We start from the raw sequence: 20,056 nt of genomic DNA on the forward strand, positions 1-20,056 counted from the left end.
GCTTCTCAATGAGAAAAAACAGCACAAAAAAAGGCCGCCTCGGTGCAGAACACCCGCAGGCGGCCCGGATTTCAGAAGGACAAGGTCACTTCTTGCCGGCCACCTGATCACGGTACCAGAGCGGATGGTGGTGCCTGGCCCACGCGGCGCTTACGGTACCACGCACCATGGCGCCAATCGTGCCCTTGACCCAGATGGCAGCGTAGGCATGCACGATCACGCCCAGCACCAGCACGAAGGCGGCGATGGCATGCAGCAGCACGGCGATGCGCTGCAGCGGGATGGGCACGCTGGCGGCAAACCACGCCTGCCAGAACAGCAGGCCGGTGACCAGCAGCACGATGAGGCAGAGCGTGAACAGCCAGAAGACGAGCTTCTGCCCGCCGTTGTACTTGCCCACGGCCGGCATCTTCGCCGCATTGCCTTCGGAGATCAGCTTGCTCGCGCTGCCCAGCCACGCGGAATCCTCCTTGCGCCAGACGTTGGCGCCCACGAACATGAAGAACATGCCCAGGAACAGCAGGAACATGGCGATGCCGATGTAAGGGTGCAGGATGCGCGTCCACTGCGGCCCGCCCAGCAGGTTGGTGAGCCAGAACAGCGCGGGGTGAAAGAGCGCGAAGCCCGATACCCCCGCGAGCACGAAGCAGGTGACGACGGCCCAGTGGTTGGAGCGCTGGCCCGCGCTGTAGCGTTGCAATTGGGGCGATTTCATTGCTGCTCTCCTTCGGTTGCATCCTCGGGCGTCTCCAGCGGGCCCTTGCGCAGGTAGTGGAACCACCCGGCAAACGCCGCACCCACCATCACGGCCAGGCCGATCGGCTTGGCCAGGCCCTTCCACAGGCCGACCGCCGCGCTGATGTGCGGATCGCGCGGCAGGCCGGTCAGCTCGGGCTGGTCGGCATGCTTGAGCACGTACATCACGTGCGTGCCGCCCACGCCCGCCGGGTTGTAGACGCCGGCATTGGCGTAGCCGCGCTCCTTCAGTTCCACGGTGCGCTGCTGGGCGTGCTCCAGCATGTCCTCCTTGGTGCCGAAGGTGATGGCCCCGGTCGGGCAGGTCTTGACGCAGGCCGGCTCGATGCCCTCGCTCACGCGGTCGGAGCAAAGCGAGCATTTGTACGCCTTGTTGTCCTTCTCGCTGATGCGCGGGATGTCGAACGGGCAGCCCTTGACGCAGTAGCCGCAGCCTATGCAGTGCTCGCTGATGAAGTCCACGATGCCGTTGGAATACTTCACGATGGCGCCCGGCGACGGACAGGCCTTGAGGCACCCCGGGTCTTCGCAGTGCATGCAGCCGTCCTTGCGGATCAGCCATTCGAGCTTGTCCTTTTCAGGCTCCACCTCGAAGAAGCGCATCAGCGTCCAGCTCTGCGGCGAGAGGTCCGCGGGGTTGTCGTACACGCCCAGGTTGCTGCCCACGTCGTCGCGCAGGTCGTTCCACTCCGAACATGCCACCTGGCAGGCCTTGCAGCCTATGCACTTGGAGACATCGATCAGCTTGGCGACCTCGGCGACATGGGTGCGCGCCTGGGGCGGTGGCGTTGTCGTGGCCGAGCGGGCGACCACATCCAGTGATTGCAGACTCGACATGGCTACACCTTTTCAATGTTGACGAGGAAGGCCTTGAACTCCGGCGTCTGCGAGTTGGCGTCGCCCACGAACGGCGTCAACGCGTTGGCCAGATAGCCATTCTTCGTCTGTCCCTTGAAACCCCAGTGGATGGGAATGCCCACCAGATGCACCGGCTTGCCGTCGATGATGAACGGCTTGATGCGCTTGGTGACCACGGCCTTGGTGACGATCGAAGCACGGATGCTGCTGACCTTCACCGTGTCGCCCTTCTTGATGCCCTTCTCCTTCGCAAGCTCCTCGCTGATCTCGACGAAGGCCTCGGGCTGCATGATGGCATTCAGCTTGGAGTGCTTGGTCCAGTAGTGGAAGTGCTCGGTCAGGCGGTAGGTCGTCGCGGCATAGGGGAACTTGTCCTTGGTGCCGAAATTGCCCTCTTCGCTCTTGAAGATGCGCACCACCGGATTGCTCAGCGCCTTGGGGTTGTCCGGGTGCAGCAGGTTCACGCCCACCGGCGTCTCGATCGGCTCATAGTGCTCTGGGAAGGGGCCATCCGCCATGCCGATGGCATGCAGGTGCGCCACGCCCTCGGGCGTCATGATGAACGAACCCATGCCGATTTCCGGCTTGGCCGTGGGCAGCATGTCGGGCACGTCGGCGCCGGTCCAGACCGAACCGTTCCAGTACTCGTACTTCTTGTTCGGCGCCCAGGGCTTGCCATCCTTGTCCGCGCTGGCGCGGTTGTAAAGAATGCGCCGGTTGGCCGGCCAGGAGAAGCCGAAGTTCTGGTACACGCCCCAGCCCGTCGGGTCCGACAGGTCGCGGCGCGCCGTCAGGTTGCCCGCCTCGGACCAGGCGCCCGCATACAGCCAGTTGCCGCAGGCGGTGGAGCCGTCGTCGCGCAGGAGCGCGAAGCCCGCCACCTGCTGCCCGGCCTTGACCAGCACCGCGGGCGGCGCATCGGGCTTGGCCGGGTCCGCCGGCGCCAGCACGTCGCTGATCGCCCGCCCGCTGATCTCGCGCAGCAGCTCGGCCGCCGTCGGCCTGTCCGGGATGACGTAGGGCCAGTCCAGATTCAGGATGGGCTCCGGGAAGGCGCCGCCATCCTTGGCGTACATCGCACGCAGGCGCACGAAGAGCTCGGCCATGATCTCGGAATCGACCTTGGCCTCGCCCGGGGGCTCGACCGCTTCTTCCTTCCAGATCGCGACGCGGCTGGAATTGGTGAAGCTGCCCTGCTCCTCGGCAAAGCAGGCGCCCGGCAGGCGGAAGACCTCGGTCTGGATTTCTTCCGGCTTGACGTCGTTGAACTCGCCGAAATTGCGCCAGAACTCGCTCGTCTCGGTCTCCAGCGGGTCGATCATCACCAGGTACTTGAGCTTCTTCAGGCCCTCCAGCAGCTTGGGCTTGTTGGACACCGTCGCCAGCGGGTTGAAGCCCTGCGAGATGAAACCGCCCATCTTGCCCTGGTTCATCAGCTCGAACATGTGCATCACGTCGAACGCGCCGGGGAACTTGGGCACCCAGTCGTAGCAGAAGTTGTTGTCCCTGGTCGCGGCCTTGCCGTAGTAGGACTTCATCAGGCTGTTGAAGAAGCGCGAGAAGTTGCTCCAGTAGTTGAACTGGTTGGGCCGCAGCGCCCTGGGCGTGAGCCGCTTGATGTAGCCCTCGTAGGTGGTGTCGCTGTCCATCGGCGCGCCCAGGTAGCCCGAAAGCACCTCGGCATAGGCGTTCATGTCGGTCACGCCCTGCACGTTGGAGTGCCCGCGCAGCGCATTCACGCCGCCGCCCGGCCGCCCCATGTTGCCCAGCAGCAGCTGGATCATCGCCATGGTGCGGATGTTCTGGCTGCCCACGGTGTGCTGCGTCCAGCCCAGCGCATAGCAGATGGTGCTGGTCTTGTCCGGCGCGGACATCTCGCCCAGCATTTCGCAGATCTTCAGGAACTTGTCCTTGGGCGTGCCGCAGATCTTCTCCACCATCTCCGGCGTGTAGCGGCTGTAGTGGTGCTTGAGCTGCTGATAGACGCACAGCGGATCCTGCAGGCTCTCATCGACCTTGACGAAACCGTCCTCGCCCAGCTGATAGCCCCAGGTGGACTTGTCGTACGAGCGCTTGGCCTCGTCGTAGCCGCTGAACAGGCCGTTTTCCAGCTTGAAGCCGGGCTTGAGCAGGAAGGTGGCATCGGTATTGAACTTGACGTAATCGTGGTGGATCTTGTCGTTGATCAAAAGCCAGTTGATGACGCCGCCGAGGAAGGCGATGTCACTGCCATTGCGGATGGGCGCGTAGAAATCCGCCACCGCCGAGGTGCGGTTGAAGCGCGGATCCACCGAGATCAGCTTGGCCTTGCGCTTCTGCATGGCCTCCACCACCCACTTGAAGCCAACCGGGTGGGCTTCGGCGGCATTGCCGCCCATCACAAGAATCAGATCGGCATTGCGAATGTCGGTCCATGAATTGGTCATCGCTCCGCGACCGAATGTCGGGCCCAGACTGGTCACCGTCGGTGCGTGTCAAACGCGTGCTTGTGTATCGATCCCCACCATGCCAAGGGCGCGTGCGACCTTGACCGAGATATAGCTGGATTCATTGGAAGACGAACTGCAGATCAGGAAACCGGTGGACAGCCAGCGGTTCACCGTCGTGCCGGCATCGTTCTTGAGCTGGAAGTTCGCATCCCGGTCCGCCTTCATGTGCTTGGTGATGCGGTTCAACGCGTCTTCCCAAGAGATGCGCTTCCATTCCTTGGTGCCGGGTTCGCGCACCTCGGGGAATTTGACGCGCCCGGGGGAGTTGATCATGTCCATCACGCCTGCGCCCTTGGGGCACAGCGAGCCGCGGCTCACGGGGTTGCCCGGGTCGCCCTCGACGTGGATCACCTTGCGCGTCGCATTCTTCGACTTGTCGCCCAGGGTGTAGATCAGCATGCCGCAACTCACCGAGCAGTACGGGCAGGTACTGCGGGTGACCGTGGCGGCGGTCAGCTTGTAGGCGCGTGTCTCGGCCAGCGCGGCGGTGGGTGAAAAGCCCAGGGCCACCATGCTGGAACCGAGCAGTCCCGCCCCGCTGACGCGGAAGAACTGTCTGCGGTGCATGTCCATCGGAAACTCTCCTTTCGGTTGTGGAGAAAAAGCCATGCTTCCGATGGCAGTAAAAAGCCCTGCTATCGAAAGATGCAAGGCCAGTCTAGGTATTTGGCAGGGTTTGTTACATCAGGTAAACCCTGATGCAAAGTCGCGTAGGCGCCTGCAGGGCGACTTTCGCTGCGCTACGGATGCGGCCCCCATGGAGCGGCCAGCAGCAACTGGTTGTTCTGCGCCTTCAGAAGCGGGCGCAGCTGCACGGCGAAGGCCAGAAAATCCTGGTCCTGAAACAGGCGGGCCCAGAAATCCCGCCGTTGCTCGTCGCCTTCAAAACGCCACAGGTGGATGAGCTGGTGCAGTTCCCCGGTATCCGAGGTGAAATAGCCGATCAGATTCTTGGCGAACCCTCCTGCCTCCAGCGCCGGCATGCCAAAGTCCCGGTACAGGCGTACGACCTCGGGCATCTTGCCCACGTAGACAGAGTAAGTGCGTTTTTCGTAAATGACTGGCATGGTTCAATCGCTTTCAAAAAAGCCATGAGAAAGGTACTGGAGCATTGTCAGCCAGCCCCATGAAGCCCAGAGGTTCGCAGGCTTCATTGCACAGCACCCACACCCCAAGACCGGCAGCGGCTGCCCACTGCGGCGGCCTCATTGCTTTACGGTGCCTTTCAGCCGCTTCATGAAACTGAGAAAGTGCGGCCAAAATTCAGCAAACAAGGGATTGGTGCGATTTTCAGCAGCACTTCACCGAAAAGCTTTTGTCCAACCACAAAAGCGGCGGTAGTCTGATCGTCAAATAGCTCTCGGCGGCGAACCAGCTCGACAATTCCCATTATTTCATCATGGTTCCCGGCCTCAAATACCAATGGCGCTTGGCTCACTGGATTTCCGTCAGAGTCAGCGATGTATTCGAGTGTGATGCGATAGCGATGTTGCTTCATGGAAAAACTCACAAGGATGATTGAGCAGTTTTTGGGCTGACGGCTGTGATGAATAGTCAGACAGAAATTAAAAATAATTATTCCAAATGGACAATATCGAGCAACTCTCCATCGTCAGCGGAAAGTACAAACTCATTATTTCCTACGTCAACCACAAAACGCGCTGGCTTTCTAAAGCGTTTGCCATGCTCGCGGACAGCCTCCGGAACTCTTGGATCATTGATATCCATAATTTCTTCCTCGTCATCTTCTTTCATTCCGATAGGCCTTCATTAGATCAACACCCGCAGTAAGCCGCGCCGGAGTGCGAGGCACGGAGGCACCCACAAGCGGAGCTTGTAGACGTCGGTTTGACCAAACGGTCAGGCTGGTGAAATGTGCGTCAACAATCGAACTACTCATTGGTCCTCTGACCTTGCCAATGGGCCGAAGAAACCAATGACCCGCTGAATCTTGCCTTCGTCATCTACTTCCATGAAGTCGATTCCTTCCGACAGTGACGTGCCGTCCGCTTGAACGACGCGCCAAGCAAAGCGAACGCATCCATGATGCGCATCGACGATGCTCGTTCTTCTAACCTTGGATCCGGGACGGCGAGCCAAGACCTTCGTGATGTGGGCAAGGAGTTCGTCGCTGTTTGCGGCATGGACAGTTGGGTCCGTATACGTGGCGCTGTGTGACCATATCGGTAAAAGCCGCTGACGACGAAGCTCTGGATCTGGCTCACACCAGACATTGCAGTACTCATCGACAAGTGCGCCAAGCGCGCCTGATTCTTGTTTTGCCATCTTGCGTCCCTGTTTATTTGAAGAGGCCTAACGAATTGTTAGGCCGCGGCTAACTTGAGCTTGCCGACACGCTGCAAGTTAACCGTTTGCCTTGCCAGCCACAGGTCATGTGCGTCCTGCATGGCGAGCCAACTCTCGGGGGAGCGACCAACAGCCTTGGAGAGGCGGAGCGCCATTTCAGGCGTGACCCGGCTAGAACCCTTGAGAATACGACTGAGAGTAGATGCAGCTACGTCTAGCTTGTTCGCAAGTTCGCGGCCACTGATGCCATTGGGCTCAAGATAGATGTCGGTGATGAACTCACCAGGATGAGGGGGATTGTGCATAGCCATTAGTGATAGTCCTCGTAGTCCAGAACATAGGCGTTTCCGTCCTTGAACTCGAACGTGACTCGCCAGTTGCCATTGACCGTAATTGACCAGCGCCCTCGTAGCTCACCTTTAAGCGGGTGAAGGCGAAACCCTGGAATATCCATGTCCTCGACTGTCTGGGCCGTGTCCAAGGCAGCCAGTTGCATCCGAAGCCGCTTAGCATGGCTGCCCTGAACGCCCAAGGTACTGCCTGTCTCAAAGATGCGACGCAGCCCTTTGTGTCGGAACGACTTGATCATGGCGTTAGTGTATCACGTTGCGCATCACGCAACAAGCGGCTTGACGTACAAACTAAACCACCCGCCTTAGTGGGTCGGCTTGAGCGTCATGTTAGGGCAGGCATAGCTTGTCCTGGTTATTCATAATGCCTTAAGTATGGTTCGCGCCATTTCCTTAACCGCTTCCCCACTCAAACCAAGAGTGTTCTTATTCAGATTGACATTGTTCATCCCACCAATGCGTTCGAGCCAAGCTCGGTGATATTTTTCTGAACTCGTGATAGTGCTGATGCGCGAAGTCTTGGTTTTTATCGAATCCCAGTTTCGATGAGTTGGATCGATATGCTGATAGTAGAGGTACGAAACGAAGAAGGTGGCACCGATGGTTGTGAGATGTTCACCGCCCTCAAAGGAAAACGAATGGTGTGTCTTAGTCGTGTGCGTCATCTTGTAGCTCTCTCAGGGCCGATAAGAAGTGGCCGTCAAAACCAAATGTGTATGATTTTTTACATGCCTAACGCCCTGAGTTAAGCCGCCGCCGTAGGCGGTCGGCTGCGACGAAGTGTTAGCCCAGGCACTCACGAAACTGTAAATGTGAAATGGCTGGGGCGGGCGCTGTGAAGGGTGTGGCCAGCTACCTTGATGCGCCCACAGTAAGTGAAATCGCTGTGATGCCGCACTCGGTGAAATAGATGAATTTCATCACCCATTGCCTCTGCGTTCAGCATCCGATTCTCGGCGAAGTGATCGGTAGGCCCTTCCCACTCAAGAGTTTCACCGGATAGGCGGTCTGCGTACTGCTCAGCGGATGCTTGCTTTTCTTCGGTGACGAAGAGGATGATTTTGTTATCGCCGCGCGGCGTGACAACACCGCGCGCAATTGCATGAAAACTTGTGTAGCCCCACAACTCCGCCAATGTTTGGCGAGAATAGGTGGCGCCTTTTGCAATTTTGGCAAATGAGATTGGCATTGTGCTGGAAATGGCTAACGCCCAAAGTAAGCCGCCCGCTGAAAGCGGGTCGGCTTGAGTGAAATGTTAGACACAAAGGAGTTTATTTTGACCGCCATGTGCATAAAACCAGCTTGTATGCCCGGTTGCAGTGATTGCAACTCCGCAATATCAGGAGACCGAATTCGTGAATTCGCAAGACGGTACGCATATCTACGCCTGCGTAGCCTCAATGAAATTGATAAAGGTGGAGTATTCGCAGGGATGACTCCGGCCAATGTGGTGCTGAATGGGTGTGATCTTGACAACGCAATAGATGCAGCCATAGAGCAGCAGGCTAACGCCCAAGATCAGCCGCGCGAAGCGTCGGCTGGAGCGAAAGGTTAGAACATGGACACCATCATCGAGCGCCTGCAAGAAGCTGGGGCGCAGCACAAAGGCACTGACCTTGGAGGGCTGCTGCAATGGGCAGCGTTGCACGTTGCAGGCCAGGATGAGGCAATGGCAGAACTGCGCAAAGATCTTGAAACGGAAGAGCGCGAGCGCCTGCGGCTGGAGTCTGCTTTGAACGTTGCCAAGGAAGCCGCCGAATCGGCGCTTGCCGCAATCACTGCTGGCATGTTCGAGCCAGTTGAGCTGTCGCGCGACTACACCGGGCATATCAACATCATGGCGGGGCATGGAGACCCGGATTACCTGAATAAATCGGGGAACAGCATCCGGCATATTGACCTGCGCGAAAAGCCACCGCGCAAAAAGAAGACTGCTAACTACGATTAGACGACACAGATGCTACCGGCGTCGGTCAGCCAACACAATCGATTTCGACGCGACACACTGGTAAACCCTGATTTCTTGTCGTTTACCCAAACCTAAAATTTCCCGGATGGCTGCCCATCCCGATGAACCCGACACCGCACCCCGCCAGCCCAAGCTGCTGGAGCGCATGCGCATCCATCTGCGCACCCGCCATTACAGCCTGCGGACGGAAGAATCGTATCTGGATTGGGCACGGCGCTTCATTCTGTATCACAACAAACGCCATCCGCAAGAGATGGGCGCGGCGGAGGTGGAGGCTTTCCTGAGCCATCTGGCGGTCGATCGGCAAGTGTCGGCTTCCACGCAAAACCAGGCCAAGGCGGCGCTGCTCTACCTGTACAGACAGGTGCTGGGCATTGATCTGCCGTGGCTTGATGAGGTGGTGCAGGCGCGGCGCCCGCGGCGCTTGCCGGTGGTGCTCACGCCTGCCGAGGTGCGTTCGCTGCTGCAGCACATGCAGGGCACGGCAGGGTTGATTGCTGAGCTGCTCTACGGCACCGGCATGCGCTTGATGGAAGGCCTGCGTTTGCGGGTGAAGGATGTGGAGTTTGCCCGGCGCGAGGTGGTGGTGCGCGAAGGCAAAGGGGGCAAGGACCGCATTACCGTGCTGCCCGAAAACCTGATCATCCCGCTGCAGACGCAATTGCAGAAGGCGCGCGCGCTGCATGAGAAGGACCTGGCCGACGGCTTCGGCCGGGTGCTGCTGCCGGGGGCCTTGGGCGTCAAGTACCCGAATGCGGACAAGAGCTGGGCGTGGCAGTGGGTGTTTCCCTCACCGGTGCGTTCGATGGACCCACGCCCGGATGCGCGCACAGGCGAGCACCTGGAGCGGCGCCACCATGTGTACCCCGAATCGGTGCAGCGCGCGGTGCGCGAGGCGGCGCGCGCCGCACGAATAGCAAAGCCCGTGACGCCGCATGTGCTGCGCCATTCGTTTGCCACGCACCTGCTGCAGGCGGGCTATGACATTCGCACCGTGCAGGAGCTGCTGGGCCATGCGGATGTGAACACCACGATGATCTATACGCATGTGATGAACAAGGGCGGGCGCGGGGTGCTGAGCCCGCTGGATGCGCTGTAGCCTGGACTTGGACACCCTCCAAGCAAGCTTTGTACCGTCAGCTGCCAGCCTTGGATGTGCGCTGGGCAGGCGGCTTGGCGGCAGGGGGAGCTTCGTTTGCTGCGTCAGCACGCTCGGTGAGCTTGCCCGTCGCGTACTTGTGCAACACGCTTGCGATCAGGGTTTGGTAGGGCAGCCCCTCTGCAAGGGCCTTGACCTGGATATCTTGCAGATCGCCGGAAGAAAGCCGGATGTTCACCCGGCGATCCTTGATGGCGGTGGCACGGGCGGCAGCTTTGAACCTTGCCAGTTCCGACTTGGTGGCAACGGACTTGAGCACGCCTTTTTCATACGCGTGCAGCAGTTCGGTTTCGTATGCATCAGTGTTCGGCATCGTGATCACCTGGGTTCAAGTATTTGCGAGTTGCTTTCCGGCTTGGAATGGCGGTCTTGAGGAAGAAGTAGTCCTCCTGCTCCACAAACGGCACCAGATAGGCATAGCCTTCGCTGGCAACAACCAGTACCTTCTGGTTCGGGTACTTTGAGGGGTTTGGGTGTGCAAGGATGTCCAGCAAACCCCCGCCATCCATGGCGACAACCATCTGCTCAAACGAGATTCCTCGCGTGAGCTGCAATTGACTGTTCTTGTCCGCGCTCCACCGAAACGGCTTCATGAACTCAGTCTAGCGTAGTGTGTGCCTTTTGTCTTCTTGATTTTTGTGAAACACGTTGATGTCGAATGCTTACATCAGGTGAAATCAGCAGGCGGAATACGGATGTCCACGCGCGGGGGCTCAAATTCAATGTCCGCTCCACCCGGCATTTCCAGCGCGGCCGCAATATCGTCGTGCTGCTGCTTCAAACGTTGCCCATCCACAAACACCCTCAACTCTCCCGGCGCAAACGCACTCCAGGTTTCATTGCTGGTCAGCGGCGCGGTGGCAATCACCGCCACGCGGTCGGTGGGGGTGGTGCAGGTGGCGAAGTCCAGGCTCAGGTCTTCGTCACTCAATTGCGCGGTGGCAAAGGGGTGGCGCCGCTCTATGGAGCACAGGTGGGTGGTGGCGTGCGCCCACAGCGCCTCGCCGTTGGAGAGCAGGAAATTGAAGGTTCCGCGCGGTGCAATCTGCGCGGCCAGCTCTCGTAATGTGAGCGTGAGCTCGGCCACGCTGGGCACGCCGGCGTGCGATTTGGCCAGCTCCTGCATGATCCAGCAGAAAACGTGCTCGCTGTCGGTGCTGCCCACGGGATGAAAACCGGCGTGCAGGCGCGGGCGAAAGTCCTTCAGGTCGCCGTTGTGCGCGAACACCCAGTAGCGGCCCCAGAGCTCGCGCACGAAGGGGTGGCAGTTTTCCAGTGCTACCCGGCCCTGCGTCGCCTTGCGGATGTGGGCGATGACGTTGCGGCTTTTGATGGGATAGCGGCGGATGAGCTCGGCCACCGGGGAATCCACCGCGCGCTGGTGGTCGACGAAGTGGCGCAGGCCCTTGCCCTCGAAGAAGGCGATGCCCCAGCCATCCACATGGTCCGCCGTATGGCCCGCGCGTTCGGCGAAGCCGGTGAAGCTGAAGGTCACGTCGGTCGGGGTGTTGGCATTCATGCCCAGCAGCTGGCACATCGGCGCTTTCCAGTCCTTGCCATGGTGTGGCAGGCGCGCCGATTATGGGCGCCCGGGCGGCTGGGCGGGCCTGCATTGCAAGCTCATGTAAAAATGCCGCCCCAAACACACACCGCGCAGCCGCCTGCGCAACCCGAGGAGAAATCACCATGTTGATCGGAGTGCCCGCCGAGACCCTGGCCGGCGAAAAGCGCGTGGCCACCGTGCCCGATGCCGTTGAAAAGCTCATCAAGCTGGGCTTTGCGGTCGCCATCCAGTCGGGCGCCGGCGACGGCGCCAACTTCAGCGACGAGGCCTACCGTGCCGCCGGCGCCGAGGTGCTGCCGGACGCTGCATCGCTGTGGGCGAAGTCGGACATCGTCTTCAAGGTGCGCCCACCCTCCAGCGAGGAAGTGGCGCTGATGCGCGACGGCGGCACGCTGATCGGCTTCATCTGGCCGGCGCAGAACCCGCAGCTGATGGAGCAGCTCAAGGCAAAGAAGGCCACGGTGCTGGCCATCGACTGCCTGCCGCGCACGCTCTCGCGCGCGCAGAAGATGGATGCGCTGACTTCCACGGCCGGTGTCTCGGGCTACCGCGCCGTGATCGAGGCGGCGAACGCCTTCGGCCGTTTCTTCAACGGCCAGATCACGGCGGCGGGCAAGGTGCCGCCGGCGCGGGTGTTCATCGCCGGCGCCGGCGTGGCGGGCCTTGCGGCCATCGGCACGGCGGCCAATCTGGGCGCCGTGGTGCGGGCCAACGACACGCGCGCCGAGGTGGCGGACCAGGTCAAGTCGCTGGGCGGCGAGTTCGTCAAGGTGGATTACGAGGAAGAAGGCTCTGGCGGCGGCGGCTACGCCAAGGTGATGAGCGAGGGCTTCCAGGCCGCGCAGCGCCAGATGTACGCCACCGAGGCCAGCAACGCCGACATCATCATCACCACCGCGCTGATTCCGGGCAAGCCCGCGCCCAAGCTGATCACCGCCGAGATGGTGCAGAGCATGAAGCCCGGCAGCGTCATCGTGGACATGGCCGGCGAGCAGGGCGGCAACTGCGAGCTGACCGTGCCGGGCGAGGCGGTGGTGCGCCACGGCGTGACCATCGTCGGCTATACCGACCTGCCTTCGCGCCTGGCCAAGCAATCGTCCACGCTGTATGCCACCAACCTGCTGCGCCTGACGGAAGAACTCTGCAAGGCCAAGGATGGCGTGGCCGTGGTCAACATGGAAGACGACGCGATCCGCGGCCTGACCGTGGCCAAGGACGGCGAGATCACCTGGCCGGCGCCGCCGCTTAAAGCCCCCCCGGCGCCCGCGCCCAAGGCGGCAGCGGCGCCCATGCCCGAGAAAAAATCCGCCCACGGCCCGGGCGCGCCGATGTCCGGCAAGACGCTGTCCATCGTGTTCGCGGTGCTGGCGGTGCTGTTCTGGGCCATAGGCGCCTATGCGCCCGCGGCCTTCCTCGGGCACCTGACGGTGTTCGTGCTGGCCTGTTTCATTGGCTACATGGTGGTGTGGAACGTCACGCCTTCGCTGCACACGCCCTTGATGAGCGTGACCAATGCCATCTCCAGCATCATCGCCATCGGCGCGCTGATCCAGATCGCGCCGCCCGGCATGGGTGAGAACGGGCGACCGGACACCTTGATTCTCTGGCTCGCGTTTGCGGCGCTGGTGCTGACCGGCATCAACATGTTCGGCGGCTTTGCCGTCACCAAGCGCATGCTGGCGATGTTCCGCAAGTAAGCCCAGAACCACCCACGAAAGAGAACAACCATGTCTGCAAGCCTTGTGACGGTGGCCTACCTGGGTGCCGCCATCCTCTTCATCCTGAGCCTGGGAGGGCTCTCCAACCCCGAAACCTCGCGCCGCGGCAACCTGCTGGGCATGGTGGGCATGGCGATCGCCGTGCTGGCCACCATCTTCGGGCCGCGCGTGCATGCCTCGGGCATTGCCTGGATCATTGCCGCGCTGGTGATTGGCGGGGGCATAGGCCTGTGGGCCGCGCGCATCGTGAAGATGACGCAGATGCCCGAGCTGATCGCGCTGATGCACAGCCTGGTGGGCCTGGCCGCGTGCATCGTGGGTTTTGCCAGCTATGTGGATACCTCCATCCAGTTCCAGGGCGCCGAGAAAATCATCCACGAGGTGGAGATCTACATCGGCATCCTGATTGGCGCCTACACCTTCTCGGGCTCCATCATTGCGTTCGGCAAGCTCTCGGGCAAGATCGGCGGCAAGCCGGTGCTGCTGCCCGGGCGCCATTGGCTCAACCTCGTCGTGCTGCTGGTGATTCTCTGGTTCGGCAAGCAGTTCCTGGCCGCGCCCGACGCGCAGGCCGGCATGGCGCCGCTGCTCATCATGACGGTGCTGGCGCTGGCGCTGGGCGTACACATGATCATGGCCATCGGCGGCGCGGATATGCCCGTCGTCATCTCCATGCTCAACAGCTATTCGGGCTGGGCGGCGGCGGCCACGGGCTTCATGCTCAGCAACGACCTGCTGATCGTCACCGGTGCGCTGGTGGGTTCCTCCGGCGCCATCCTCTCCTACATCATGTGCAACGCGATGAATCGCAATTTCGTCAGCGTGATCGCCGGCGGCTTCGGCTCGGGCGGCGGCGCATCGACCGCCAAGAAGGGCGATCCGGCCGAGCCCCAGGGCGAGGTGACGCCGATCAGCGCGGTGGAAACCGCCGAGCTGCTGCGCGAATCCAAGAGCGTGGTGATCGTGCCCGGCTACGGCATGGCGGTGGCCCAGGCGCAGCACACGGTGTATGAAATCACGCAGACCCTGCGCGAGAAGGGCGTTCAAGTCCGCTTCGCGATCCACCCGGTGGCGGGCCGCATGCCCGGCCACATGAACGTGCTGCTGGCCGAGGCCAAGGTGCCCTACGACATCGTGATGGAGATGGACGAGATCAACGAGGACTTCCCCGATACCGACGTGGCGATGGTGATCGGCGCCAACGACATCGTGAACCCCAGCGCCGCCGAAGACCCGGCAAGCCCCATCGCCGGCATGCCGGTGCTGGAGGTCTGGAAGGCCAGGACCAGCATCGTGATGAAGCGCTCGATGGCCTCGGGCTATGCGGGCGTGGACAACCCGCTGTTCTACAAGGACAACAACCGCATGCTGTTCGGCGATGCCAAGAAGATGCTGGACGAGGTGCTGGTGGCGCTCAAGGGCTGACATTGGCCCTCCGCGGGGAAAGGAAACCCGCATTCGCCCGCCCGGGCGGCAAGGCATAATGGGTAAAAAAGCACGACCGTGCCTTTTTGCGGTACTGGCCGCAGGCAAGGTCAGACGACATCAACCCCGCAACAGGAGACTTGACGATGACCGACCGCCCCTGGCTTGCCGCCTACCCGCAAGGCGTGCCCGCCGATATCGACGCCTCGCAATACCAGTCGCTGGTGCAGCTGATGGAGCAGGCCTTCCGCGATTTCGCCAATCGCACGGCCTACAGCTTCATGGGCAAGGACACGACGTTTGCGCAGACCGATGCGCAAAGCCGCCAGCTCGCGGCCTACCTGCAGAGCCTGGGCCTGGAGCGTGGCGCGCGCGTGGCCCTGATGATGCCCAACATCCCGCAGTACCCGGTGGCGGTGGCGGCGGTGCTGCGCGCGGGCTTCGTGGTGGTCAACGTCAACCCGCTCTACACCCCGCGCGAGCTGGAGCACCAGCTCAAGGATTCAGGGGCGCAGGCCATCATCATCATCGAGAACTTCGCCGCCACGCTGCAGGCCTGCATCGCCGCCACGCCGGTCAAGCACATCGTGCTGTGCGCGATGGGCGACCGGCTCGGCCTGATCAAGGGCGCGATCGTCAACCACGTGGTGCGCAAGGTCAAGAAGATGGTGCCGGCGTTCGAGCTGCCCGGCGCGGTGCGCTTCAACGATGCGCTGGCCAAGGGTGGCGGCGCCAAATTCACCGCCCCGGCCATCCAGCCCGACGACATCGCGCTGCTGCAATACACCGGCGGCACCACGGGCGTATCCAAGGGCGCGGTGCTGCTGCACCGCAACATCATCGCCAACGTGCTGCAGTCCGAGGCCTGGAATTCGCCGGTGATGGCCAAGGTGCCGGCGGGCGAGCAGCCCACCAGCATCTGCGCGCTGCCGCTGTATCACATCTTCGCCTTCACGGTGAACATGATGCTGTCCATGCGCACCGGCGGCAAGACGGTGCTGATCCCCAATCCGCGCGATCTGGCGGCCACGCTCAAGGAACTCTCCAAGCACCGCTTCCACAGTTTCCCGGCGGTGAACACGCTGTTCAACGGGCTGGCCAACCACCCGGATTTCGCCACCGTGGACTGGAGCCACCTCAAGGTCTCGGTGGGCGGCGGCATGGCGGTGCAGAGCGCGGTGGCCAAGCTCTGGCTGGAGAAGACCGGCTGCCCGATCTGCGAGGGCTACGGCCTGTCGGAAACCAGCCCGTCGGCGAGCTGCAACCCGGTCACGTCGCAGGAGTTTTCCGGCACCATCGGCGTGCCGATTCCCAGCACCTGGCTGCGCATCCTGGACGATGACGGCAAGGACATTTCCACCAGCGGCCAGCCGGGCGAGATCGGCATCAAGGGCCCGCAGGTCATGGCCGGCTACTGGCAGCGCCCGGACGAGACGGCCAAGGTCATGACGCCCGACGGCTATTTCAAGACCGGCGACATCGGCACCATGGACGAGCGCGGCTACTTCAAGATCGTCGATCGCAAGAAGGACATGGTGCTGGTGAGCGGCTTCAACGTCTACCCCAACGAGGTCGAGGACGTGGTGGCGCAGATGCCGGGCGTGATGGAGTGCGCCGTCGTCGGCGTGCCGGACGAGAAGACCGGCGAGGCCGTCAAGCTGATCATCGTCAAGAAGGACGAGAGCCTGACCGAGGAGCAGGTGCGCCAGTTCTGCCACGACAACCTCACCGGCTACAAGCGTCCCAAGGTGATCGAATTCCGCACCGAGCTGCCCAAGACCCCCGTGGGCAAGATCCTGCGGCGCATGCTGCGCGACCAGACCTGAGCCGCGCAGAGAACGCCTGGGTGACCACCGCCATCCTGAGCGCGCTGCCCGAGGAGCAGGGCCGCCTGGTCGAGGCGCTGCAGGGGCGGCGCACCCTGGCCCATGCCGGACGCGCCTTCCACACGGGTCTGCTGCACGGCAAGCCCGTGGTGCTGGCGCTCTCGGGCATAGGCAAGGTGGCGGCGGCGATCACCGCCACGCTGCTCATCGAGCGCCTGGGCGCGCGTCGGATCGTCTTCACCGGCGTCGCGGGCGGCCTGGGCGATGGCGTGCAGGTGGGCGATGTCGTGGTTGCAAGCAACACGCTGCAGCACGACATGGATGCTTCGCCGATCTTCCCGCGCTGGGAACTGCCCGGCCAGGGACGCACGCTGCTGCCCTGTGATCCCGCGTTGAGCACTCTGCTTTTGGAAGCTGCCGGCACAGGTGTGACAAGTGCCGCGACTGCTTTTTCTTCAAATACCGCCATCCACCAGGGCCTGATCGTGAGCGGCGACCGTTTCATCAGCACGGCCGCTGAATGCACGCGGCTGCGCAGCAGCCTGCGGGCTGCGGGCCACGATGCGCTGGCGGTGGAAATGGAGGGCGCGGCCGTCGCACAGGCCTGCCACGACCACGGCGTGGCCTGCGCCATCGTGCGCACGATTTCCGACCGCGCCGACGACAGCGCGCATGTCGATTTCAGCCGCTTCCTGCGCGAGGTCGCCAGCGGCTATTCCGAGCGGATCATCACCGCCCTGATGCGCTCAGCCGCCCTCTGAGCGCCTGGGCCACACCCGCGCCAGCACGGCGCGCCAGTCCCCGGATTTCATTCCCGGCCAAGGGTTTTCCCTAGTGAAAATTCCGGTTTTCCTACTTGTATTTAGTTATTTTTTATAAATAATTAAAGGCATGAACACACCAGCATCGCCCCGTTCGGAAGATCTGTCGGTGGAAATCACCGGCGCGGACCACCAGATCGCCGTCGTACGCCTGACGCGCGTGACCAAGCGCAATGCGCTCTCCGACGGCCTGATCGCCGCGCTGCGCGATGCCTTCCAGAATCTGCCCGCCAGCGTGCGCGCGGCGGTGCTGTGCGGCGCGGGCGAGCATTTCAGCGCTGGGCTGGATCTGTCGGAACTCAAGGAGCGCGACGCCGGCCAGGGCCTGCACCATTCGCGCGGCTGGCATGTGGCGCTGGACGCCATCGAGCACGGTCCGGTGCCAGTCGTCGCCGCGCTGCACGGCGCGGTGGTCGGCGGCGGGCTCGAACTCGCGGCCGCAGCGCACGTGCGCGTGGCCGATGCCAGCACCTTCTATGCGCTGCCCGAGGGCTCGCGCGGCATCTTCGTCGGCGGCGGCGGCTCGGTGCGCATTCCCAAGCTGATTGGCGCGCACCGCATGCTGGACATGATGCTCACCGGCCGCGTCTACGACGCCGAGGCCGGCGAGCGCCTGGGCTTTGCCCAGTACCTGGTGCCCCAGGGCCAGGCCTTCGCCAGGGCGATGGAGCTGGCCGAGCGCATCGCCACCAACGCGCCGCTGACCAACTACGCGCTGATGCACGCGCTGCCGCGCATCGCCGAGCAGCCGGCCGACCACGGCTACCTGACCGAGGCGCTGATGGCGGCGATTGCGCAATCCGCACCCGACGCCAAGCAGCGCGTGCGCGACTTCCTTGCCGGCAAGGAAGGCACCAAGGTCAAGAAGGCCTGAACGGCGCATGGCAGGAACGCGCGCAGCATCGAAGGAAAACCGCATGAGCACCCCGAAATTCCGCCCCTTCACCTATGGCGTCACGCGCGTGGCGACGCGCGACGGCGCTGGCGGCGTGCAGTACCTGGCGGCCGAGCAGCCGCTGGCGGCGTTTGACGCGCGCATGTCCGACCGGCTGGCGCACTGGGCGCGCACCACGCCGGACACCCTCTTCCTGGCGCAGCGCGAGCGGCTGGCCGATGGCAGCCTGGGCGACTGGCGCCACGTGACCTACGCGCAGGCGCTGGATGCCGCGCGGCGCATCGGCCAGGCGCTGCTCGCGCGCGGCCTGTCGGCCGAACGGCCGGTGATGATCCTGAGCGAAAACAGCCTGGAGCACGCGTTGCTGGCGCTTGCCTGCCTGTGGATCGGCGTGCCCTGGGCGCCGATCTCGCCGCCGTACTCGATCGTCAGCAAGGATTTCGGCAAGCTGCGCCACATCATGGGGCTGCTCACCCCCGGCCTGATCTGGGCCGATGACGGCGCGCGCTATGGCGCGGCGATCGCCGCCACCGCACCGCCCGACGCGGAACTGGTGCTTTCGCGCGGGCTTGACGCGCCGGCGCTCGCCGGCCGGGCGATCACGCCGCTGGAGGCGCTGCTGGCGACCGAGGCGAGCGCCGCGGTCGATGCCGCGCAGGCCGCGACCGGGCCCGACACCATCGCCAAGTTTCTCTTCACCAGCGGCTCGACCAAGAACCCGAAGGCGGTCATCAACACCCACCGCATGCTGTGCGCCAACCAGCAGCAGATGCGCCAGTCCATGCCCACGCTGGAGCAGGAAAAGCCGGTACTGGTGGACTGGCTGCCGTGGAACCACACCTTTGGCGGCAACCACAACTTCGGCCTGGTGCTGTCCAACGGCGGCACGCTCTACATCGACGACGGCCGGCCGATGCCCGCGCTCGTGGGCGAGACGCTGCGCAACCTGCGCGAGATCGCGCCGACGCTGTACTTCAACGTGCCCACCGGCTTCGAGGCGATCGCGCAGGCCATGAAGCAGGATGCGCAGCTGCGCCGCAACCTGCTCTCGCGCGTCAAGATGTTCTTCTACGCCGGCGCCTCGCTGCCGCAGTCCGTCTGGGATGCGCTGAGCGAAAGCGAGGAGGCCGAACTCGGCGAGCGCATCGTGATGACCTGCGGCTTCGGCATGACCGAATCCTCGCCCTATGGCCTGTTCCCGACCGGCCCCGACATCCGCGCCGGCGAACTGGGCGTGCCCACCCCGGGCATGGAATGCAAGCTGGCACCGGTGGACGGCAAGATCGAGCTGCGCTACCGCGGCCCCAACATCACGCCCGGCTACTGGCGCACGCCCGATGCCACGGCCGAATCGTTCGACGAGGAAGGGTTCTTCCGCACCGGCGACGCGGTGCAATGGATCAAGCCCGAAGACACGCACCAGGGCCTGCGTTTCGACGGCCGCATCGCCGAGGATTTCAAGCTTTCCACCGGCACCTTCGTGAGCGTCGGTCCGCTGCGCGCCCGGGCCATCGCCGCGGGCGCGCCCTACATCCAGGACGTGGTCGTCACCGGCCTGAACCGCAAGGAAGTCGGCGCGCTGGTCTTCACCACGGCGGCGGTGCGCAGCCTGGCCGGCGTGGCGGCCGACGCGCCGCTCGCCGACGTGCTGCGCCACCCGGCGGTGGTCGCCCATTTCACCGGCGTGGCGGGCGAACTGGCGCGCAGCGCCACCGGCAGCGCCAGCCGCATCGCGCGCCTGACCTTGCTGGCCGAGCCGCCGTCGATCGACAAGGGCGAGGTGACCGACAAGGGTTCGATCAACCAGCGCGCCGTGCTCAAGGTGCGCGAGGCGCTGGTGCAGGCGCTGTACGACGAGGCGCCGGAGGTGCTGGTCATCAAGCCGGGGGCGCAGCCATGACGAAATGACGGGTCCCGTC

The 20,056-nt window shown here is 63.0% G+C and carries 22 protein-coding genes and 1 pseudogene; 8 read left to right on the forward strand and 15 right to left on the reverse strand.

The genetic code is table 11. The annotated features are described in order from the left end of the window. Window positions 1–85: 85 nt before the first annotated feature. From K320_RS0108180 to K320_RS19715, 12 genes and pseudogenes are all read right to left on the reverse strand, one after another. Window positions 86–715, reverse strand: a complete 630-nt coding sequence (locus tag K320_RS0108180; protein WP_024538348.1) for a formate dehydrogenase subunit gamma — start codon at window positions 713–715, stop codon at window positions 86–88. Beyond that, window positions 712–1,593 (reverse strand): formate dehydrogenase subunit beta, encoded by an 882-nt coding sequence (gene fdxH, locus K320_RS0108185; protein WP_024538349.1) that lies wholly within the window; start codon window positions 1,591–1,593, stop codon window positions 712–714. Before fdxH ends, K320_RS0108180 begins: the two co-directional genes overlap by 4 nt. A 2-nt stretch (window positions 1,594–1,595) precedes the next feature. Next, on the reverse strand, window positions 1,596–4,676 hold the full coding sequence (gene fdnG, locus K320_RS0108190) for a formate dehydrogenase-N subunit alpha (protein ID WP_084301207.1): 3,081 nt from the start codon (window positions 4,674–4,676) through the stop codon (window positions 1,596–1,598). Between the two features lie 167 nt (window positions 4,677–4,843). After that, on the reverse strand, window positions 4,844–5,170 hold the full coding sequence (locus K320_RS0108200) for an NIPSNAP family protein (RefSeq protein WP_024538352.1): 327 nt from the start codon (window positions 5,168–5,170) through the stop codon (window positions 4,844–4,846). A gap of 138 nt (window positions 5,171–5,308) precedes the next feature. Continuing rightward, window positions 5,309–5,601: pseudogene (locus tag K320_RS19710) on the reverse strand (DUF3861 domain-containing protein). A 77-nt stretch (window positions 5,602–5,678) separates the two neighbouring features. Next, window positions 5,679–5,858, reverse strand: a complete 180-nt coding sequence (locus K320_RS19045) for a hypothetical protein (RefSeq protein ID WP_156913896.1) — start codon at window positions 5,856–5,858, stop codon at window positions 5,679–5,681. A 141-nt stretch (window positions 5,859–5,999) separates the two neighbouring features. Continuing rightward, window positions 6,000–6,389 carry a nuclear transport factor 2 family protein gene (locus K320_RS19050; protein WP_156913898.1) on the reverse strand — a complete coding sequence of 130 codons (390 nt, stop codon included), beginning with the start codon at window positions 6,387–6,389 and terminating at the stop codon, window positions 6,000–6,002. Window positions 6,390–6,427: 38 nt separating this feature from the next. Next, window positions 6,428–6,721: a HigA family addiction module antitoxin gene (locus K320_RS0108210; protein WP_024538354.1), complete on the reverse strand. Its 294-nt coding sequence runs from the start codon at window positions 6,719–6,721 to the stop codon at window positions 6,428–6,430. Next, window positions 6,721–6,999, reverse strand: coding sequence for a type II toxin-antitoxin system RelE/ParE family toxin (locus tag K320_RS0108215; protein ID WP_024538355.1), 279 nt, complete (start codon window positions 6,997–6,999; stop codon window positions 6,721–6,723). Before K320_RS0108215 ends, K320_RS0108210 begins: the two co-directional genes overlap by 1 nt. Before the next feature lie 120 nt (window positions 7,000–7,119). Next, a complete protein-coding gene (locus K320_RS19055; protein ID WP_156913900.1) occupies window positions 7,120–7,425 on the reverse strand; it encodes a hypothetical protein in 306 nt (101 codons plus the stop codon). Window positions 7,426–7,556: 131 nt separating this feature from the next. Then, on the reverse strand, window positions 7,557–7,949 hold the full coding sequence (locus K320_RS19060; RefSeq protein WP_156913902.1) for a hypothetical protein: 393 nt from the start codon (window positions 7,947–7,949) through the stop codon (window positions 7,557–7,559). A gap of 14 nt (window positions 7,950–7,963) precedes the next feature. After that, the gene (locus K320_RS19715) at window positions 7,964–8,254 is read right to left on the reverse strand and encodes a DUF1010 domain-containing protein (protein WP_407059759.1); all 291 of its coding nucleotides are present in this window, start codon (window positions 8,252–8,254) and stop codon (window positions 7,964–7,966) included. Between the two features lie 64 nt (window positions 8,255–8,318). Here K320_RS19715 and K320_RS0108225 point away from each other — a divergent pair, with 64 nt between their 5' ends. Both K320_RS0108225 and K320_RS0108230 read left to right on the forward strand, forming a co-directional pair. Next, window positions 8,319–8,708: a hypothetical protein gene (locus K320_RS0108225; RefSeq protein ID WP_156913904.1), complete on the forward strand. Its 390-nt coding sequence runs from the start codon at window positions 8,319–8,321 to the stop codon at window positions 8,706–8,708. Window positions 8,709–8,814: 106 nt separating this feature from the next. Then, on the forward strand, window positions 8,815–9,828 hold the full coding sequence (locus K320_RS0108230) for an integron integrase (RefSeq protein WP_024538358.1): 1,014 nt from the start codon (window positions 8,815–8,817) through the stop codon (window positions 9,826–9,828). A gap of 37 nt (window positions 9,829–9,865) precedes the next feature. Here the strand turns inward: K320_RS0108230 and K320_RS0108235 are convergent, their stop codons facing one another. The 3 genes from K320_RS0108235 to K320_RS0108245 all read right to left on the reverse strand — a co-directional run bounded on the left by K320_RS0108235 (window position 9,866) and on the right by K320_RS0108245 (window position 11,425). Beyond that, a complete protein-coding gene (locus tag K320_RS0108235; protein ID WP_024538359.1) occupies window positions 9,866–10,201 on the reverse strand; it encodes a hypothetical protein in 336 nt (111 codons plus the stop codon). Beyond that, entirely contained in the window at window positions 10,188–10,481 is a 294-nt protein-coding gene (locus K320_RS0108240) for a hypothetical protein (protein ID WP_024538360.1), read from the reverse strand. The genes K320_RS0108235 and K320_RS0108240 overlap by 14 nt, the downstream gene beginning before the upstream one ends. Before the next feature lie 74 nt (window positions 10,482–10,555). Then, window positions 10,556–11,425: a class II glutamine amidotransferase gene (locus K320_RS0108245; RefSeq protein WP_024538361.1), complete on the reverse strand. Its 870-nt coding sequence runs from the start codon at window positions 11,423–11,425 to the stop codon at window positions 10,556–10,558. Window positions 11,426–11,574: 149 nt separating this feature from the next. On the opposite strand from K320_RS0108245, the gene K320_RS0108250 reads away from it, so the two are divergent. The 6 genes from K320_RS0108250 (at window position 11,575) to K320_RS0108275 (ending at window position 20,037) form a co-directional block, all read left to right on the forward strand. Further along, a complete protein-coding gene (locus tag K320_RS0108250; RefSeq protein WP_024538362.1) occupies window positions 11,575–13,149 on the forward strand; it encodes a Re/Si-specific NAD(P)(+) transhydrogenase subunit alpha in 1,575 nt (524 codons plus the stop codon). Between the two features lie 30 nt (window positions 13,150–13,179). Beyond that, window positions 13,180–14,595, forward strand: coding sequence for a Re/Si-specific NAD(P)(+) transhydrogenase subunit beta (pntB, locus tag K320_RS0108255; RefSeq protein ID WP_024538363.1), 1,416 nt, complete (start codon window positions 13,180–13,182; stop codon window positions 14,593–14,595). A gap of 146 nt (window positions 14,596–14,741) precedes the next feature. Next, the gene (locus K320_RS0108260; protein ID WP_024538364.1) at window positions 14,742–16,421 is read left to right on the forward strand and encodes a long-chain-fatty-acid--CoA ligase; all 1,680 of its coding nucleotides are present in this window, start codon (window positions 14,742–14,744) and stop codon (window positions 16,419–16,421) included. Between the two features lie 20 nt (window positions 16,422–16,441). After that, window positions 16,442–17,182, forward strand: coding sequence for a 5'-methylthioadenosine/adenosylhomocysteine nucleosidase (locus tag K320_RS0108265; protein WP_024538365.1), 741 nt, complete (start codon window positions 16,442–16,444; stop codon window positions 17,180–17,182). Between the two features lie 130 nt (window positions 17,183–17,312). Beyond that, on the forward strand, window positions 17,313–18,116 hold the full coding sequence (locus K320_RS0108270) for a crotonase/enoyl-CoA hydratase family protein (RefSeq protein WP_024538366.1): 804 nt from the start codon (window positions 17,313–17,315) through the stop codon (window positions 18,114–18,116). A gap of 43 nt (window positions 18,117–18,159) precedes the next feature. Continuing rightward, a complete protein-coding gene (locus K320_RS0108275) occupies window positions 18,160–20,037 on the forward strand; it encodes a feruloyl-CoA synthase (RefSeq protein WP_024538367.1) in 1,878 nt (625 codons plus the stop codon). Window positions 20,038–20,056: the final 19 nt, after the last annotated feature.

It is taken from the genome of Comamonas badia DSM 17552 (assembly GCF_000484635.1).
In the GTDB taxonomy this organism is placed as follows: domain Bacteria; phylum Pseudomonadota; class Gammaproteobacteria; order Burkholderiales; family Burkholderiaceae_C; genus Comamonas_C; species Comamonas_C badia.

What these genes read in the sequence shown, in the direction of transcription:
- K320_RS0108180 (WP_024538348.1), bottom strand. Translation starts at nt 715, where the DNA reads ATGAAATCGCCCCAATTGCAACGCTACAGCGCGGGCCAGCGCTCCAAC.
- fdxH (WP_024538349.1), bottom strand. Translation starts at nt 1,593, where the DNA reads ATGTCGAGTCTGCAATCACTGGATGTGGTCGCCCGCTCGGCCACGACA.
- K320_RS0108200 (WP_024538352.1), bottom strand. Translation starts at nt 5,170, where the DNA reads ATGCCAGTCATTTACGAAAAACGCACTTACTCTGTCTACGTGGGCAAG.
- K320_RS19045 (WP_156913896.1), bottom strand. Translation starts at nt 5,858, where the DNA reads ATGAAAGAAGATGACGAGGAAGAAATTATGGATATCAATGATCCAAGA.
- K320_RS19050 (WP_156913898.1), bottom strand. Translation starts at nt 6,389, where the DNA reads ATGGCAAAACAAGAATCAGGCGCGCTTGGCGCACTTGTCGATGAGTAC.
- K320_RS0108210 (WP_024538354.1), bottom strand. Translation starts at nt 6,721, where the DNA reads ATGGCTATGCACAATCCCCCTCATCCTGGTGAGTTCATCACCGACATC.
- K320_RS0108215 (WP_024538355.1), bottom strand. Translation starts at nt 6,999, where the DNA reads ATGATCAAGTCGTTCCGACACAAAGGGCTGCGTCGCATCTTTGAGACA.
- K320_RS19055 (WP_156913900.1), bottom strand. Translation starts at nt 7,425, where the DNA reads ATGACGCACACGACTAAGACACACCATTCGTTTTCCTTTGAGGGCGGT.
- K320_RS19060 (WP_156913902.1), bottom strand. Translation starts at nt 7,949, where the DNA reads ATGCCAATCTCATTTGCCAAAATTGCAAAAGGCGCCACCTATTCTCGC.
- K320_RS19715 (WP_407059759.1), bottom strand. Translation starts at nt 8,254, where the DNA reads ATGGCTGCATCTATTGCGTTGTCAAGATCACACCCATTCAGCACCACA.
- K320_RS0108225 (WP_156913904.1), top strand. Translation starts at nt 8,319, where the DNA reads ATGGACACCATCATCGAGCGCCTGCAAGAAGCTGGGGCGCAGCACAAA.
- K320_RS0108230 (WP_024538358.1), top strand. Translation starts at nt 8,815, where the DNA reads ATGGCTGCCCATCCCGATGAACCCGACACCGCACCCCGCCAGCCCAAG.
- K320_RS0108235 (WP_024538359.1), bottom strand. Translation starts at nt 10,201, where the DNA reads ATGCCGAACACTGATGCATACGAAACCGAACTGCTGCACGCGTATGAA.
- K320_RS0108240 (WP_024538360.1), bottom strand. Translation starts at nt 10,481, where the DNA reads ATGAAGCCGTTTCGGTGGAGCGCGGACAAGAACAGTCAATTGCAGCTC.
- K320_RS0108245 (WP_024538361.1), bottom strand. Translation starts at nt 11,425, where the DNA reads ATGTGCCAGCTGCTGGGCATGAATGCCAACACCCCGACCGACGTGACC.
- K320_RS0108250 (WP_024538362.1), top strand. Translation starts at nt 11,575, where the DNA reads ATGTTGATCGGAGTGCCCGCCGAGACCCTGGCCGGCGAAAAGCGCGTG.
- pntB (WP_024538363.1), top strand. Translation starts at nt 13,180, where the DNA reads ATGTCTGCAAGCCTTGTGACGGTGGCCTACCTGGGTGCCGCCATCCTC.
- K320_RS0108260 (WP_024538364.1), top strand. Translation starts at nt 14,742, where the DNA reads ATGACCGACCGCCCCTGGCTTGCCGCCTACCCGCAAGGCGTGCCCGCC.
- K320_RS0108270 (WP_024538366.1), top strand. Translation starts at nt 17,313, where the DNA reads ATGAACACACCAGCATCGCCCCGTTCGGAAGATCTGTCGGTGGAAATC.
- K320_RS0108275 (WP_024538367.1), top strand. Translation starts at nt 18,160, where the DNA reads ATGAGCACCCCGAAATTCCGCCCCTTCACCTATGGCGTCACGCGCGTG.